The following is a 16923-nucleotide window of genomic DNA, read 5'->3' as shown; positions in this document are numbered from 1 at the left end:
TGGTAATACTAATTAGCAGGTAAAGGTTGGGTTTTTCGCAACTGTTCCTGACTTTGCCGAAAAACGGGGTGTTGGTTTGGTCGTAGTGGAGCAGGAGATAGATCTACTGGACGTAACGATAGACAAGATTTCCATTGTTGCGGATTTCAGGGAAGGTTTGAGGAAATCGGATTTTATACAATCAGTCACGAACACACAGATCTATGACAGACAGCCATATACTTCACGTAACTTTGGTTATCAAGAAGTGTTAAAATCAGAGTTTCTTCAAGTAGGTTATATAGAACTTGCAGGCGAAATGAAAGGGATAGACATAGATCTACAAAAATTAATATTTCATAGAATACGGCTAGAAATGGAAATCGAACGGGAAAGTAAACGCCGTGAGCATGGAGAAGCGATGCTATCAAATGAGGAATATCAGAGGTTATTCGAAAATAAGGAAGATATACAAGCGTTAATCGAACAAACAAATGAAGAGGGAATGCTTACAGATCGACATAAAATAGAGTATCATAAAAAACACATTGAAGTATCTTTACGTGAATTGCAATCGATCTTACAGTCGACAGCAGATGAGATAGATGAAATATATGCAAATGTAGATTTTTCAATTCAGTCGATGCGACGGTATCATGAAAAGCACTTGTACGCTCTTCATGAAAAAAGGAGAATCTTACAAAAGCAAATTCAGACGAAGCAAATAGAGTTGGAAATGGATGCAGAAAAGATGTGCTTACTTGATGAAGAAGGATTTCTTCCCTATACAAAAAAGACAACCAGAAAGCATTTGATAAAGGCAGTACGATTTGAATTTAATCCAAAATATATGAAATGCAATCCAATCGTGAACGAATCTATACGACATGTTTTGGGGTTACTAGAGAATATAGAAGTCACAGGTATACATATTGCACTCGATTATGCTGTGAACATATCCGATCTCAAAATAAGAGATTTATCCAGCAAAACGGAATATATGATACTCAGTCGTGATAAAACATTAGAAACACTCTATATAGGTGTAAGATCATCTGATAATTGTTTATGTATTTATAATAAGAAGAAAGAAGCGGAACAAAATGGTTCCATTGATCCGTATCCGGATATAGAATATGTAACACGTTTCGAAGCGCGCTTAAGAAAGAAGAAGACCTTAGAACTATGGGAAGAGGATTGGACCCCCTTTGACAACATAATTGTGAGTACATTACAGCAATTGGGACAAATGAATTTGAAATTGAATGATAAAATCATTCTTGATGCAATTATGAGTGATAAGTACGGAAGGTATTGGGGGATGATGGACAAGTATCAAAAGACAGCCTGGAGAAAAAAAATGAAGGATCTTGTCCCGAAAAAGTTAGACATAGCAAAAGATTTTTCCAAAAAAAAGAAGTCACTTAGTGAGGAACTAAATGACTTACTCAATGGTTCGATGCTCCATACAATGTTCACAAATATAGAGCCAAGCAATTAAGCATGAATAATCTACTCAAACTGTATCATGATGTGGGGTTGAAAGCAAGTGAATCCTACTTGAGAAATGAAAGTGAATCATCTGACTACATCTATAAAGAGAAGGAATATGACATTTTTTATGTAGGAATGATGTTCGGTTCGGATATATTTTTTTGTACGAATACCTACTAGGTTCTTAACACGTAAGATGTGTTGTGAACAAAAAGAGGAATGAATGATGGCTATAGAATGTCATGAATCTGAATATCATTCTTGTGAAAAAAGAAATATATATGGGGATAGTTGAGGTTATCCTACAATGGCTTGTTATACAGACGGGATTCTTCATTTTTTACGACGAGTAAGCCCAGGTACTTGCATTGTGTTACAGTATGATGGGCAACGCCCTACCACCACGACATTTCAAGGATTCCAGTACGGTGAAATCATCTTATCTGATTTTGGTGGTTTTCCTATGCTCGCACATCTTGCGATTCAGGCAGTAAATGTGATTGCTCTTGGGTTTCCTGTTTGTAAGCGTCCAAAAATCCACAGAGATTGTGATTGTGTAGATGCGTAAATAAGGTATGTTTGACTGGAAACAGATTTTGTATGTTGTGAAGATCAAAATATATTCCCCCCCAATAGAAAAAAAGCGGGGTATAATGTAACAGGGAAATCTATACGCGTCCTAACGTCTCCTGTATTTTCAGGGGATTTTGTTTTGTAAAATCTTTGTTATTCTCCTCATCGTTATCGTGTATTTCGGATTGAAAGATGAGGGCTGCATTCAACTTTCGTCACTACTAGCCCCCATCGTTATATTCTTCTAGCAATGAGCCTAATAGAATTTCTTTTTGAATGACGAGTTTTAATATATGTTCGATGGCTTGCATATTTCCGCTCTCAATCGTTCCTCGTAATACGTCTGTCAGTGCTTGCTCCATGTTTATAATTGATTGCAATGCGGGACAAGATGACACGGTTACCGAGAAAACTTGTGCGATATAAGTCAACCCCCCTCCTCCGGCAGGGGATGCCACAACGGATGTTGTGGCACTTTTATCGCCTGGACGAACGAAGGGACTCACATCCACCTCTAGTGTATCCCAGAATCCTCTTACTGCATCCATTCCCTCTATACCATCTTGCTCATGAAACGCATCTGTAGAGCGGAGTGTAGCCGTGGGACCTGCGACGACTACGCTGTTACATATCGCCTGATTTCCAGGAGAAGTAGCTTGACTGTCTGCGACGATATAAAAAGTTTTGGCCTCTGGAAATTCCGTTATTTGAAAACCAGAAAAGGTTGTCGAGACGGTATGATTATAGAAAGTAACCCCCCCATCGTGGATGATAACGGTTTTTAACAATAAATTGGGATTGGTAAAGATCAGGATAAGGGAAGCACCTTCCAAAAGTGGAAAAGTTGCTTTTACAAATGGAGAGGAACTGTCGGTATCTCCTGAAGGAAATCCAGTTAATATATTGAGACCATCTGTGACGATTTCTGTCACATCCGCACGAAATACATCCATACTTCCCGCATTCCCACAAGGTGGAGCGATAGAGGAGGCAATGGATTCTCCGGTAATGGGAACACCATTGCATACACCCTGTGCGTTCACAGTCTGGAAATTCAAACGAAGCACAGCCCAATATAGAAAAGCTTTGTAAATCGTAGAACCTTCTGGAATGGACCCTTTCATATTGATTGTTCCGAAACCACGATTCCGCATTCCTATACCTTTTGCCACACAATCTCCTTGTATCGTTTTCTGAAAAAAGGGAGTCAACGGTACCGAAGGTTCCATAATAGACTTCACATCACGATGACAAGCGCTTTTAGAATGTCGCTTTGACATGATACATCTCCTTTGGATTTCACTTGTTGCATAACGGTATTGATTCTTCATGGATAGGAAAATGTGGTTACCCACATTTTATGGAGAGAATTAACATGGGTCATCGAAGGAAGAAAATTCTTCTACTAAAAGTTCCAGGATGATTTCTTTTTTGATAACGAGCTTTAATATTTTTTCAATGGTTTTCGTATTTCCACTTGCTACAGCCGCTTTTAATGCGTCTGCGAGCGCCTGTTCCATATTGGCAACGGCTTGCTTAAAATCATGGTTTGATGTCATACTTTAAGCTCCTTTCTGCATGATGGTAGATGGTACGTGTTATCTTTATAATATTTAGGTTATGCATAGGTATCAAAATGGTTATAGCGGCATCAAAATATTACATAGGGATATCCTGTATGCTCATCAACAGATAGAAAAATAATCGCTTACATTACACGCCTGGAAAATAAAACGACGACCTACTACCATAGATCGTCGCTTGTTGGAAGTTTAGGATGACTTCTGTATTTCATTCGTTTTTTATCAATACCGAAGGTTAGTCAATATCTCGACAGCGTCTTGGACAAGATGCTACAACGGATATTGCATTAATTTGATCAACAGCGATATGGGTAAAGGCTGCACAGTCATCAAAATTATCAAGATCACTTACAATCAGCGTGCAGCCATCAAATGAAACCTCTTGAAAAATAGCATTTACGGGATCTTGAAAACCAAATTGGATACGAATACAAGTTCCTGGACTTAATTTTCGTAGCAACCGAAGAACGCTATTATGTCTACAATGAAAGCGACAACCATCATCAAAATCACAGCGACGGCGACGGCGAAAACCATCATCAAAACGGCACATAGTATGGCCCCCTTTTTTTTCTATCTGTACATCGTATGAAAGAATCTCGTAATTGGTATGGGTATCCGTTGAGTTCGTAAAATAGAAGAGGATGGGGAGCGTTCTACGTCTTTTTTTAAAAACATACATTATGTTGTATGACAAAAAAATGGTATGCAAGGATTGGCAATAAAATAAAGATGTATAGGATGTAGTATGTTTCATGAAATAAAGAAGGGAAATCGAAAACATTATTAGAATATTTTGTATGAGAAATGCATGACCCCTAACTTGTGTGTCATGTTTCTTTTGTTGAAATAGAAGAAATGATGCAAGACAAACCCTTCCGGTTTCTGACAAAAAAATAGGCTTGTTGTAAAGCTTGTAACACGAACTCTTTTGTCATTGTACGATTTTGATTGGTTTTTTTTACTTTGAATTGTTAATTTCATACATGATCATGTACAGGATCATAGTGTTTCGAGTTGGTGGTTGCTTTATATGTTTTTACATCTGATGATTGTAATCCTTATTTTCTCATAATAAACGCTATTACCTCATAAGAGATACGAAGAATGACCAAATATTGATACCTCCATCTCACTCGTAAATGACTTATGAGATAGAGGTATCAATATTTCTGCCGAATACCAAAAGGCAAGGAAGTGTTCGGTAACATGCTATCTACAAATATAAGAATCTCATAAAACTAGATACTCTTGGGTTTGTAGGTACATCCCATCCCTAAAAACCTAACTGAATCATACAAGGAGGCGAGGATATTGAAAGCAGGGCAGTACGGTAGAGAGTATGAAATGATGCAAACTGGAAAACATCATCCACTTCCATTGGAAGGCATGAACCAGTCCGCAGCAACCATAGATAATACGGAACAAGTCCAATCGAGCGTGTCATTTTGTTCAATCGTACAGGTGCCAAATGGCTTTGTGTACGTACCGAACGGTACTCGAAAACTCGCATATAGCCTGTCTGGCTTAGCTACTGTAAAAGAAACCTCTCAGAAAACCATTACAGTAGACAATTGCGGACCGGTGGATGTGACACTGAATCTTTTGAAAGTGGTGGGAAGCATCGCATATATAGTCAATGCACAAGTGCAGGGAGAGTGCGGGGAGAAACAGGGTGCTTCTTCAGGACGTGATAATCAAATTGAGATGAGTCATACGGGGCATATTCCAGTGAATACGGTACTGAAGTTTAGTGTAGCAGATCTTCCAGATTATCAAATAGAAGAAAAAAATGTCATAATTTCAGCATTTGACGTCACGCCGGTGCAAGAGCAAGAAAATCAGTTTCTTCGTTTTACAGGAATATTGAATTTTCAGAATGTTCCGAAGTAGAGTTCATGTTAGAAACTTACAGAATGAGGAAATGATTACCGTACATATGATATGTCATTATCTTGAAACCAGTCCTGATTTTTCATTTCTTTCATTTTAAATCTGTATGTAGTGCAAAAGAAGAACAAATATGGAAGAGTATATGGAAGGATGCAGATGAAATCGAATCAGCCTTCTTGATGGGAAGGCGAGAGAAGGATTGGGGGATTATGAATGAATCAAATGGATCATAACAATGAATATGAAGTCATGGATAGTGGTAGCATGTATCGCCAGCCAAGGTATCCACTTGCGAATGCATCAGGTTCTGAACTGCAAAATATGGGGTATAAAGAGTGGATGGAGATGTGTCCAGATGTAAAACGAGAAATTCTCGGACAGATAGGAATCCGCCCCTATCAGATAGATGAATGGGAGGCTGTTGGAAAGACACTAACGATAGTTACGGGGACAATTGCTGCAATCGCAGGTGTGGCTTCAGCTTCGTTTCCACCATTAATAGTTGTAGCGGGCGTATTCGCAATTATTTCTTTGCTTCTAGATGTGTTGTGGCCGGACTCTGATCCTGCATCTGCGGATTCGCAAAGCACATGGTATGAGTTCATGGATGCTGCAGAAGTGATGGTAGGTAAGAAAATTTCAGAAGTGGTAAAAAGTAGAGCCGATGTTCAATTAAGAATTGTACAGTCACGAATTCAAGATTATCAACAGGCAGCCTGTAATTTCCAAAAATACCCCAATGATGCAAGGTATCAGGAGTTAATAAGGGATGCATTTGATGATGCTGAAGATGCATTGAAAGACGCCATAAAACTCTTTAGTGAACCAAGGTATGAACTCCTACTGTTATTCAATTATATGCAGGCAGCCAATCTTCATTTGCTTTTGTTAAAGGATGTTGTAAGATTTGGAGAAAGCTGGGGATTCCCACAGCAAAGAGTGGATCAATATTATACGAACACGGGTGTAGGTAACCCAGGCATGGTACAATTAATAGTACAATATACAAACTATTCTATGAATCAGTATGAGAGAGGGATAAGGGATAAGGAAGAAGAAACAAAGGGGTCGTTCCACTATCAGGAGGAGTATTTTACGTATCGTACAAATATGACTATGTTGGTGTTAGATCTTGTAGCGCTATGGCCAACATATGATCCATACAGGTATCCGTTAGCTACAGAAGTACAACTCACGCGAAAAGTATTTTCAGCTTGTATTGGCGTTCCAGCGGGGAATTTTGACAAATGGCCTATCGAAATGGGTATGACATGGGATAGCGCTCCTACGCTATTTCGGTGGTTGCAGCTGTTCACTGTTGTAGGTTATCGCAACGCCGACGTTGCTCAACACTTTGCTGGAGTAAACTCAATCTATCGGACCACCAATTCTCCTTATGATATTACGGTCGGGACTGGGAACTCCCCAAGACCTGAGGATAGGATCGAATGGAGAAGTTATGGTGGAAGGTATAACTACGTTCTCGGTAACAGGATCAGTAGTGGACGCCTAAACTACATGAGATTCTTTGATTATACTGGAGGTTCTTTCTATGCCGGATACTCCGGAAGTCCTTTGAGCTACGATACTTATTTTGGAACTCCTTGTAAGGATGTTCCTTTAGAAGCTAATGACCCTGATGTTTGCCAGCCAAATCAATGGCAGGAAAACCCAACCGGTGTTTGTTTTTCAAGCCAATATGGTACTAATAACTTGAATGCGGTTATCCCAGATGGGTACTCGTATATAAATCCCGGTAAACCATTTGCAACTAGTTTTGCTTTTGCCTGGCAATCTAATACATGCGACCCCTCAAATTACCTAAGGCGAGATAAAATTGCCCAAATCCCAGCCGTCAAGGGGAATCGACTAGGACCTAATGATTCTTACGTAATTAGGGGTCCTGGTTTTACAGGAGGAGATTTAGTAGAGCTAAGACCAGGGCTAGTAACAGGGGCAGGGGGAGTATTAGAAGTTCATCTATACAAACCTGTAGGCGTGAACTATGACATGCGATTTCGTTATACGACTGCTACATTTACTCAGTTACAAGTTGTGGTGCTAGATTCAAATCTGAACCCAATAAGAACCTTGCCAACCTTCTCGATGAGCCAAACAACAAATCAGGAATCAAACCTCTTGCGACCTGAGTCATTTTTGTACACGTACACTGAGCGCCTAACCTTAAATCAGCTCGAGAGCATAACGCTCAGAATCACAAACATTGGAACGGGGAAGGTTGTTCTCGACAAAATTGAATTCCTTCCAGTTGGAACAGGGGTGGAAGTGTATGAAGCAGAGAACAGTTTAAACAAAGTACGGAAGACAGTGGGTGCCTTGTTTACGAATGATGCGAAAAATGCGCTGGAATTGAATATCACGGAGTACCAGGTAGATCAGGCCGCAAGACTCGTAGAGTGTATGTCTGATGAGATGTATCCAAAAGAAAAAATGTGTTTACTCGATCAGGTGAAATGTGCGAAGCGACTCAGTCAAGCACGCAATTTGTTAAATGCTGGCGATTTTGAATCTTCCGAATCGTTCGGAGAGAATGCGTGGAAAACAAGTAGTCAGGTAGTTCTTGCATCCGACAATCCACTCTTTAAAGGCCGTTATCTCCATATGTCAGGTGCGAATTATTCCCCGTTTCATGATCAGGTATTCCCGACATATGCGTATCAAAAGATAGAGGAAGCGAAGTTAAAACCATATACACGATATATGGTACGAGGATTTATTGGAAATAGTAAAGATTTAGAAGTGTTTGCCGTAAGGTATGATAAAGAAGTGCACAAAAATATGAACGTACCAAATGATAGTATACTAACCAATCCATGTACGGGAGAATACCCATTAAAACAAGGTTCCTATCCTGTGATGATAAACCAGGTCATCCCGCAAAACATGTCCTGTGGTCCATGTGAAGATGGCTCACAGATGATGATGCAACAAACCAGTATGGTATGTGCAGATCCACATGAATGGGAGTGTCACATTGATACAGGTGAGCTTGATATCAATCAGAATCTGGGCATATGGGTTGGCTTTAAAATTGGAACGACAGATGGCCTAGCGACACTAGATAATATAGAAGTAATCGAAGAAGGTCCGTTAACGGGAGAAGCATTAACTCGTATGAAAAAACGAGAATACAAATGGAAACAAAAGTGGAACGAGAAATACATGAAAATCGAAAAGGCTGTGCAAGTCGCACAACGTGCGATTCAAGGCTTATTCACACATGCAGATCAAAGCCAATTGCAAGCCTCCGTCACATTACAGCATATTATAGACGCGGAGAAATGGGTACAAAACATTCCGTATGTGTATCATCCATTCTTAGTCGGAGCTTTACCAACCGTACCAGGAGAAGCCTATGATATCTTCCAACAACTGTCCGGTGCCGTTGCGAAAGCACGGGTGTTATATGAACAACGTAACGTGCTAAGAAATGGAGACTTCAATGCAGGACTATCGAACTGGCAGGGAACTGAGGGGACGCAGGTACAACAGATAGGGAATACATCTGTGCTCGTCATCTCAGATTGGAGTACAAACGTTTCCCAACAAGTATGTGTCCATCCTGAACATGGCTATGTGTTACGTGTCACAGCGAAAAAAGAAGGTTCAGGGGAAGGCTATGTGAAAATCAGTGATGGTACGGAAGAAAATACAGAAACACTGAAATTTATAGCGGGAGAAAGTGCAACAAGTTTGGTACCACCGATGACGCCGTCTCGTGAATCCTATTATGAGCAAGACATGACGAACTACCCAGCAGAACAAAGTGGATCGCAGACATATGCAAACGGGAATCAAATGAATTACCAATCAGAGAGTTTTGGAATCAATCCGTACGGTGATGAGGATATGATGAACGATCCAGCATCTTATGCGGGAACAGATTGTGGATGTGGCTGCAGTAAAAAGGCATCGATGAGTTATCCACCTAACAACTATGAAATGAATGCCTATGCAGGTAACACAAGCGGGGCCAATCCTACCGGATCAAGTTGTGGATGTGGTTGCCATAGAAAAGTATACACAAGTGAAGATAACATGACTACGTACGCTTCCGAATCCCTGTCTGGTTATATCACGAAAACAGTTGAAATCTTCCCAGAAACGAATCTTGTTTGCATTGAAATCGGAGAAACAGCGGGAACATTCCTAGTGGAAAGTATTGAATTGATTCGAATGGGTTGCGAATGATCGAATAAGTAGCAGACTCCCTGAAGTAGTAGGGAGCCTGTTTTTTATGATATACATCTTAAAATCATTTTGATGTGCTGAAATACGGATTCTTTTTATGGAGGGTTCTTACAATTCATAGCGCTATATTATCCTGTATGCTGAGTAACAGACAGAACAATAATTGCCTGCATTACACGCTGGGAAAATAAAACGACGACCTACTGCTATAGATCGTCGTTCGTTGGAAGTTTAGGATTCCGCCTGCATTTCATTCGTTTTTTATCCATACAGAAGGTTAGTCAATATCTCGACAGCGTCTTGGACAAGAAGCTACAACGGATATCGCGTTAATTTGATCAACAGCGATATAGGTAAAAGCTGCACAGTCATCAAAATCATCAAGATTACTTACAATCAGCGTGCAGCCATCAAATGAAACCTCTTGAAAAATAGCATTTACGGGATTTTGAAAACCAAATTGGATGCGAATACAAGTTCCTGGACTTAATTTTCGTAGCAAACGACGAATGTGATTATGTCTACAATCAAAGCGACGACGGCGAAAATCGTCATCAAAATCATGATCAAAACGGCACATAGTATGGCCCCCTTTTTTCCTTTTTCTATCTGTACATCGTATGACAGAACTTCGTAATTGATATGGGTATACGTTGAGTTCATAAAATAGAAGAGGATAGGAAGCGTTCTACTTATTTTAAAAAATCCCCCATTTAATGATAGGTCAATAAAATAGATATAGAAAAAAAACAAGTCTGCAGCTATTTTAGAAGACGCAGAACAGGTGAATCCTCATATTTCTTTCTGTTGTAGCATAAACATGCCAGATGGAAAGAAAAAAGTGATGTATGGTTTATCTCAGCTATCAAAAGGAAGTCAATTTCTTCGATTGATAGAAACGCTAACTTTTTAGCATAGCCCTCTTATCCCACTATATTGGTATGGGATAAGAGGGCTAAAACTGAAATGGAGGATTGTCGATGAATCAAAAATGTAATCATAATGAATATGAGACACTGGATAGTGATAGCATGCCTTGTCAGCTGAGGTATCCACTTGCGAATGTACCAGGTTCTGAGTTGCAAAACATGAATGATCAAAATGTGATGAACATGAGTGTTGGAAGGGCCTACAATATAGCGCAACAGGCAAATGTAAATGAGGCTGTCTCTACAGCGTTAAGTGTTACTGAAGCTACTCTTTCAAACACCGGAACAGCTCGTAGTAGTGTAGCACTTGCAGCGAAAGGTATTGCTGCCATTTTTAAAATCCTCTGGAAACAACGTAAACAACAAACGCAATGGCGACAATTCATGGATGCAGTAGAATACCTTATAGATAAAAATATTACAATTGCCGTACGAAGCAAAGCTATTTCAGAATTAGAAGGTGTAGAAGCTACCCTGGAGTTATATCAGGAGGCAGCCCAGGATTGGAATCAAAATCCTAGTAATGCAGCTACTCAAGCACGGGTACTTTCACAATTCCGTATTACGAATTCGTTTATGGAGTATGCTATGCCCTCATTTCGAGTGCTGGATTTTGAGGTTCCTTTACTAACCGTGTATGCACAAGCAGCTAATTTACATTTGCTCTTATTACAAGATGCAGTTAACTTCGGAAAGGACTGGGGGATGACCCCGGCAGAAGTTGTGGATTTTAATACTAGGTTTCGAAGACGTACAGCAGATTACACGGATTATTGTGTGAATACCTATAAGGTAGGTTTAGACAAAGCCGTCGCCTTAAAACCGAATATAAAAGACTATAATAAATATCCATATTTAAAAGGGTATACCACTAGTGGATCTACGACTGATTTTTACATTCCCGTGATTCATTGGAATCTTATGAATGATTTTCGAAGAGACGTGACTCTTATGGCATTAGACTTGGTAGCAATATGGCCAACATATGATATAGAAAAATATACAAACCCCAATGGTGTGAATATTCAATTATCAAGGGAGGTCTATTCAACAGCGTACGGTAAAGTTGAAAATAAATCGCAAAATTGGGAAGTTATCGAACGTAATTTTGTGCGGTCACCTCATCTCGTTACGTGGCTAACAAACTTAGCCTTTTATATGTCATCAAATCCTGGCTATTTTGATTTGGAGCAATATGCAGGGATAAAGAGCAGGCTGTCTCTCACAGGCAGTAATTCCACCTGGGAGGAAGGGCTGTCACCTGTTCAGGCATATTCTTCGATCCAGAACGTTACATCTAATGACATTGGTGGCCTGAGAATAACAACTAATGAAGTCACGTGTGCATTTGATTTTAAGAATCCTATAGGTGCAAGGATTAAGGCTTTTGGAAAATGTTATGAGTCGTCCTTCGGGGGGCAGTATGCGTATGTACATGAGGCAAGTATATCTCCTCCTTCCAGTTCTTATCCAGCCACGCATCGCCTATCCTATGGAAATGCAATGGAATCTAAACTTGCAAGTGGCACTAAGGGGTTAAAGTGTGTAGGATTATTTGGATTTGGCTGGTTGCATAACAGCTTAACACCAGAAAATACAATAGTATCTGATAAAACGACTCAAATTCCGGCGGTGAAAGGAAATGCCGTAGATAATGGCGCTACGGTGGTAAGAGGTCCTGGTAGTACGGGAGGGGATCTTGTAAGATTACCTGCGTATAATCAGCAATGGACACAATTGCGTGTGAAAGTAAGACCGTCCGCCACTGCACGAACAAGAGGATATAAAGTTCGAATCCGATACGCAAGTGAAGGTAATGCCAATCTATTTGTAGGGAGGTATGATGATTCTTACGGATGGCGGGAAAACGATAACTATCCGGTTGAACGAACGTTTTCCGGAAGTATGACATATAGCGCTTTCACTTACTTGGATACCTTCAATTTTTCCGCAAATGAAGAAGAATTTAAAATAGAGCTACGTTGTAATAGTGGTGGCCCTATCTATATTGATAAAATTGAATTTATTCCAGAACCAGAACCACCAACGCCAGAACTACCAGTAACTCCTGGTATCTATCAAATCGTGACAGCTTTAAATAATAGTAGTGTTGTAGATATGGATCCAAGCACTAAGAATGTTCACTTATGGCAAAATGGTAATGCTGCTAACCAAAAATGGAGGTTCGTTTATGATTCGGGTCAAGGAGCGTATCAAATTAAAAATATAGCGGATGAAAATTTAGTATTAACTTGGCAGCGGTCGGAAGGAGATAATGTGAGAGCAGTCTCTAATGCAAACCGTCCAGAGCAGTATTGGATCATTCAACAGAGCGTTGTAGATACAGAATATGTTTTTTTACAAAATAAGTCTAATCAAACTAGAGTATTAGATGTAAGTGGTTCTGGTACTGCAAATGGAACAAATATTGGAGTATACACTAATAACGGCACCACAAATAAAAAATTCAAACTTACTAGGTTGAGTTAAAACGATGTAGTGTAATTATTTTTGGTTAAAATATACATTTAACACGCATCTTAAAGCAAAGCTCACGAAGGAGGATGTTCAATGAATTACAATGTGACAAAAGCGCGAGAGGCGGTCCATGCCTTGTTTTCGAATCCAACGACCTTACAATTGAACGTCACAGATTATCAGGTGGATCAGGTGGCAACATTAGTAGAGTGTCTATCTGATCAAATCCATCCAAAAGAAAAAATGTGTTTGCTGGATCAAGTGAAATGTGCAAAACGCTTGAGTCGGGAACGGAATCTATTAAACTATGGAGATTTTGACTCTTCAGATTGGTCTGGCGTAGATGGATGGAACATAAGTGCTCATGTATACACGATAGCGGATAATCCGATCTTTAAAGATCATTATCTCAATCTGCCAAGTGCAAATCATCCCATATTGAGTGATAAAATATTTCCAACGTATGCATATCAAAAGATAGAGGAAGCAAAGTTAAAACCATATACCCGCTACATCGTACGAGGATTTGTGGGGAATAGTACAGATTTAGAAATATTCGTCGCGAGATATGATAAAGAAGTGCATAAGAAAATGAATGTACCGAATGATATCATCCCAATCAATCCGTGTACAGGAGAATCTTTATTGCAATCAACTCCGTATCCCGTTATGTCAAGCAATAGGATGCCGCAAGACATGTGGTGTAATCCATGTGAGAATGGATATCAGACTGCAGCCGGGATGATGGTTCAACAGACAAATATGGTGTGTCAAGATCCACATGAATTTAAGTTCCCTATTGATATAGGTGAGCTCGATATGGAGCGAGATCTAGGCATCTGGGTTGGGTTTAAAGTGGGAACGACAGATGGTATGGCAACACTAGATAATATAGAAGTGGTAGAAGTAGGACCGCTAACGGGAGATACCTTAACTCGTATGCAAAAACGAGAGCCAAAATGGAAGAAAAAATGGGTAGAGAAACAAATGAAGGTTGAAAAGGCGGTACAAATCGCACGAGATGCGATGCAGACGTTATTCACAAATTCTAATCAAAATCGTTTGCAAACGGCTATCACATTACAGGATATTTTACGTGCGGAACAATTGGTGCAGAACATTCCATATGTATACAATGCATTCTTACAAGGGGATGTATCAGGAGTACCGGGTGTAGCGTATGCATATGACATGTTTCAACAACTTTCCGACGTCGTTGCGACAGCCCGGTGGTTATATGATCAGCGAAATGTGCTGATTAATGGGGGTTTCACTGCGGGATTGTCAAACTGGAATCGCACAGAAGGTGCAGACGTACAACAGATTGGAGAGGAATCTGTGCTCGTGATTTCAGACTGGAGTGCAACCATTTCGCAACAGGTGTGTGTGGAACCAGAACATAGCTATGTGTTACGTGTAACGGCAAGAAAAGAAGGATCTGGAGAAGGCTATGTGACGATTAGTGATGGTACGGAAGAAAATACAGAAACATTGAAGTTGATAGCTGGTGAAGGGGCGACAAGTCCGGCCGCATCTAATAACCGTTCTACACTTCGCGAACGCTATACTGAGCGTAATATGGTGACCTCTTATACAGAAGCATATGGAACAAATGGGTATGTTAGAAATCAAGATATGTCGAACTATCCATCAGACAATTATGGAAGAAATGCATATCCTGGCGCTACTCCTATGAATGATCAATCAGAGAGTTTTGGATTTACTCCGTACAGTGATGAAAATAGTATGATGAATGATCCATCGAACCATTACGAAATGAATGCATACCCTGGCAATATCAATATGCCAACGAATCAAGGGGCGGTGTGCAAATGCGGTTGCAATAAAAACGCATATCCGAATGAGAATATGACGATGAGCAACTATTCACCAAATCATTATGAACCCAATGTATATCTTAGCAACACAAACATGACCAATCATCAGGGAATGGGCTGTGGATGTGATGATAGCGTCGATGAATATCCGATGGTAGAAGAAAGTACCCTTGACCTTTCTGATTATGTAACGAAAACGGTGGAAATCTTCCCAGAAACGAATCGCGTGTGTATTGAGATTGGAGAGACAGCGGGAACATTTATGATAGAAAGTATAGAATTGATTCGAATGGATTGCGAATGATCCATTAGGTAGCAGGCTCCCTGAAGTAGTAGGGAGCCTGCTTGTTATGATATAAAACGTGAAACAATTTTTATGTGTAGAGAGGAAAATTGCTTCTATGGATGTTTCTTACAATTAACGACGCTCGCATTCTCGTGGAAGATCACATGGAATGGAACCCAGCGTAATTACATTAATCTTATCAACTACCAGATGCGCAAGTCCTGGAAAACAGTCAAAGTCAGATAAAATCACAAGTCCATTTTGAAAACCTTGAAATGTTCCTGTTGTTGGTGGTTGACAGTCGTATTGTATGATAATACATGTACCAGGGCTTAAGCGTCTTAAAAAATGTAGAATGCCATTTGTATAGTAACCTGCACTATAATTTTGATAAATCTCATTCTCGAGTGGTCTTTGCTCACATTGACAATGATTGTGTTCGTTTTTCATTTTATCAGGCCTCCTTATGTTTACAGTGCACTCTATGTCTGTAGAAACAATTGGGTGTATGTACCATAAAAAAAGGTAACTACTCAGCCTCCAAAAGGAGGCTGAGTAGTTACCCTTTTATTCTACATCTATACCAATCGGGCTATCTTCCACTACGATTGTATCCACCACAACATTATCTTTTACCTTGATCACCGATACATTATTTGAACCAAAATTTGCTACATAAACAAATTTTCCATCCGAAGTAATCGTGATCCCTCTTGGCTGAAGGCCAACAGGGATCGTTGTAATTACAATATTTTGTTTTATATCAATGACAGACACAGCATTCGCCCCAAAGTTTGCTACATAAGCAAACTTTCCATCTCGAGTCATAACAATCCCTCTTGGTTGAGGGTTTACAGGTATGGTGTCAACAACCATGCTTTGTTGGACATTTATGACAGACACAGTATTTGAATTACTGTTTGTTACGTAAGCAAATTGTCCGTTTGGTGTGAACATAACTTGTCTTGGCCCATCCCCAACCGCTATTGTACCAATCACCATATTCGTTTTCGTGTTAATTATAGATATATTATCGGTTCCATCATTCGGAACATATAAAAGTTGATCATTTGGTGAAACAGCGCCTAAAATAGGTCCATCCCCAACCGGAATTGTTGCAATTACCAAATTTGTCTTACTATCAATAACTGATACAGTATCTGAACCATTATTCATCACATACACACGTTTTCCGTTCGGACTAATGACAATACCAGCGGGATGATTTCCAACAGGTATGATAGTACTAACACTTTGCTGTTTTACATCTATCACGAATACATTATCTGAATCAAAATTTGCTACATAAGCAAATTTTCCATTTGGAGTAATGGCTACACCATATGGACCTGTACCAACAGATAGATTGTTTATTACAGTATTTGTTTTGGTATCAAATATGGTAACAGTATTTGAACCACTATTTGCAGTAAATCCTAATTTCGCCATCTGACACGCCCCTTATTTCATCTTTCTTTTTTGTTTGAATGATTACATGTTAGTATTGTTACACTCTTGGTTCTATTACAAAGTTAATTTTAAAAATTGAGTGATTCGAATAAAATTATTTTATGTGATTTTATGGAGAAGTTTCTCCACAGATAAGAAATGTTTGCACCAGAACGGATTTGACTATAGACAGGTAAAAATCAGTTTGA

The 16923-nt window shown here is 39.6% G+C and carries 13 protein-coding genes; 7 read left to right on the top strand and 6 right to left on the bottom strand.

What is annotated here, in order from left to right:
- The first annotated feature begins 85 nt into the window (after positions 1–85).
- Together ACP6L7_RS35225 and ACP6L7_RS35220 are read left to right on the top strand one after the other, a co-directional pair.
- On the top strand, positions 86–1480 hold the full coding sequence (locus tag ACP6L7_RS35225) for a replication initiation factor domain-containing protein (protein ID WP_430529204.1): 1395 nt from the start codon (positions 86–88) through the stop codon (positions 1478–1480).
- Between the two features lie 300 nt (positions 1481–1780).
- On the top strand, positions 1781–2041 hold the full coding sequence (locus ACP6L7_RS35220; protein WP_430529169.1) for a hypothetical protein: 261 nt from the start codon (positions 1781–1783) through the stop codon (positions 2039–2041).
- A 226-nt stretch (positions 2042–2267) separates the two neighbouring features.
- Here ACP6L7_RS35220 and ACP6L7_RS35215 read toward each other — a convergent pair whose 3' ends face one another.
- The 3 genes from ACP6L7_RS35215 to ACP6L7_RS35205 all read right to left on the bottom strand — a co-directional run bounded on the left by ACP6L7_RS35215 (position 2268) and on the right by ACP6L7_RS35205 (position 4182).
- Positions 2268–3326, bottom strand: a complete 1059-nt coding sequence (locus ACP6L7_RS35215; protein ID WP_430529168.1) for a hypothetical protein — start codon at positions 3324–3326, stop codon at positions 2268–2270.
- A gap of 90 nt (positions 3327–3416) precedes the next feature.
- The gene (locus ACP6L7_RS35210) at positions 3417–3605 is read right to left on the bottom strand and encodes a hypothetical protein (RefSeq protein ID WP_430529167.1); all 189 of its coding nucleotides are present in this window, start codon (positions 3603–3605) and stop codon (positions 3417–3419) included.
- 259 nt (positions 3606–3864) lie between these two features.
- Positions 3865–4182, bottom strand: coding sequence for a hypothetical protein (locus ACP6L7_RS35205; protein ID WP_430529166.1), 318 nt, complete (start codon positions 4180–4182; stop codon positions 3865–3867).
- Between the two features lie 761 nt (positions 4183–4943).
- On the opposite strand from ACP6L7_RS35205, the gene ACP6L7_RS35200 reads away from it, so the two are divergent.
- The 3 genes from ACP6L7_RS35200 (at position 4944) to ACP6L7_RS35190 (ending at position 9734) form a co-directional block, all read left to right on the top strand.
- Entirely contained in the window at positions 4944–5522 is a 579-nt protein-coding gene (locus ACP6L7_RS35200; protein WP_430529756.1) for a hypothetical protein, read from the top strand.
- Positions 5523–5584: 62 nt separating this feature from the next.
- A complete protein-coding gene (locus ACP6L7_RS35195) occupies positions 5585–5755 on the top strand; it encodes a hypothetical protein (protein ID WP_430529755.1) in 171 nt (56 codons plus the stop codon).
- Entirely contained in the window at positions 5736–9734 is a 3999-nt protein-coding gene (locus ACP6L7_RS35190) for an insecticidal delta-endotoxin Cry8Ea1 family protein (RefSeq protein WP_430529754.1), read from the top strand. Before ACP6L7_RS35195 ends, ACP6L7_RS35190 begins: the two co-directional genes overlap by 20 nt.
- A 277-nt stretch (positions 9735–10011) precedes the next feature.
- Here the strand turns inward: ACP6L7_RS35190 and ACP6L7_RS35185 are convergent, their stop codons facing one another.
- The gene (locus ACP6L7_RS35185; protein WP_430529753.1) at positions 10012–10314 is read right to left on the bottom strand and encodes a hypothetical protein; all 303 of its coding nucleotides are present in this window, start codon (positions 10312–10314) and stop codon (positions 10012–10014) included.
- Positions 10315–10714: 400 nt separating this feature from the next.
- Between ACP6L7_RS35185 and ACP6L7_RS35180 the strand changes: the two genes are divergently transcribed.
- Together ACP6L7_RS35180 and ACP6L7_RS35175 are read left to right on the top strand one after the other, a co-directional pair.
- Positions 10715–13153: an insecticidal delta-endotoxin Cry8Ea1 family protein gene (locus ACP6L7_RS35180; RefSeq protein ID WP_430529752.1), complete on the top strand. Its 2439-nt coding sequence runs from the start codon at positions 10715–10717 to the stop codon at positions 13151–13153.
- An 81-nt stretch (positions 13154–13234) separates the two neighbouring features.
- Positions 13235–15283 (top strand): hypothetical protein, encoded by a 2049-nt coding sequence (locus ACP6L7_RS35175; RefSeq protein ID WP_430529751.1) that lies wholly within the window; start codon positions 13235–13237, stop codon positions 15281–15283.
- A 114-nt stretch (positions 15284–15397) separates the two neighbouring features.
- Here the strand turns inward: ACP6L7_RS35175 and ACP6L7_RS35170 are convergent, their stop codons facing one another.
- Positions 15398–15715: a hypothetical protein gene (locus ACP6L7_RS35170; protein ID WP_430529162.1), complete on the bottom strand. Its 318-nt coding sequence runs from the start codon at positions 15713–15715 to the stop codon at positions 15398–15400.
- A gap of 117 nt (positions 15716–15832) precedes the next feature.
- Positions 15833–16714: a beta-propeller fold lactonase family protein gene (locus ACP6L7_RS35165; RefSeq protein ID WP_430529161.1), complete on the bottom strand. Its 882-nt coding sequence runs from the start codon at positions 16712–16714 to the stop codon at positions 15833–15835.
- Positions 16715–16923 lie beyond the last annotated feature (209 nt).

This window comes from Bacillus silvicola, from assembly GCF_050524305.1.
GTDB lineage: Bacteria > Bacillota > Bacilli > Bacillales > Bacillaceae_G > Bacillus_A > Bacillus_A cereus_AT.
The sequence above is the reverse complement of the archived record's forward strand: the minus strand, read 5'-3'. Positions and strand labels throughout refer to the sequence as shown.

Bases quoted from the DNA above. Each gene is read 5' to 3' on its own strand.
- ACP6L7_RS35220 (WP_430529169.1), top strand. From the start codon at position 1,781: ATGGCTTGTTATACAGACGGGATTCTTCATTTTTTACGACGAGTAAGC.
- ACP6L7_RS35215 (WP_430529168.1), bottom strand. From the start codon at position 3,326: ATGTCAAAGCGACATTCTAAAAGCGCTTGTCATCGTGATGTGAAGTCT.
- ACP6L7_RS35210 (WP_430529167.1), bottom strand. From the start codon at position 3,605: ATGACATCAAACCATGATTTTAAGCAAGCCGTTGCCAATATGGAACAG.
- ACP6L7_RS35205 (WP_430529166.1), bottom strand. From the start codon at position 4,182: ATGTGCCGTTTTGATGATGGTTTTCGCCGTCGCCGTCGCTGTGATTTT.
- ACP6L7_RS35190 (WP_430529754.1), top strand. From the start codon at position 5,736: ATGAATCAAATGGATCATAACAATGAATATGAAGTCATGGATAGTGGT.
- ACP6L7_RS35185 (WP_430529753.1), bottom strand. From the start codon at position 10,314: ATGTGCCGTTTTGATCATGATTTTGATGACGATTTTCGCCGTCGTCGC.
- ACP6L7_RS35180 (WP_430529752.1), top strand. From the start codon at position 10,715: ATGAATCAAAAATGTAATCATAATGAATATGAGACACTGGATAGTGAT.
- ACP6L7_RS35175 (WP_430529751.1), top strand. From the start codon at position 13,235: ATGAATTACAATGTGACAAAAGCGCGAGAGGCGGTCCATGCCTTGTTT.
- ACP6L7_RS35170 (WP_430529162.1), bottom strand. From the start codon at position 15,715: ATGAAAAACGAACACAATCATTGTCAATGTGAGCAAAGACCACTCGAG.
- ACP6L7_RS35165 (WP_430529161.1), bottom strand. From the start codon at position 16,714: ATGGCGAAATTAGGATTTACTGCAAATAGTGGTTCAAATACTGTTACC.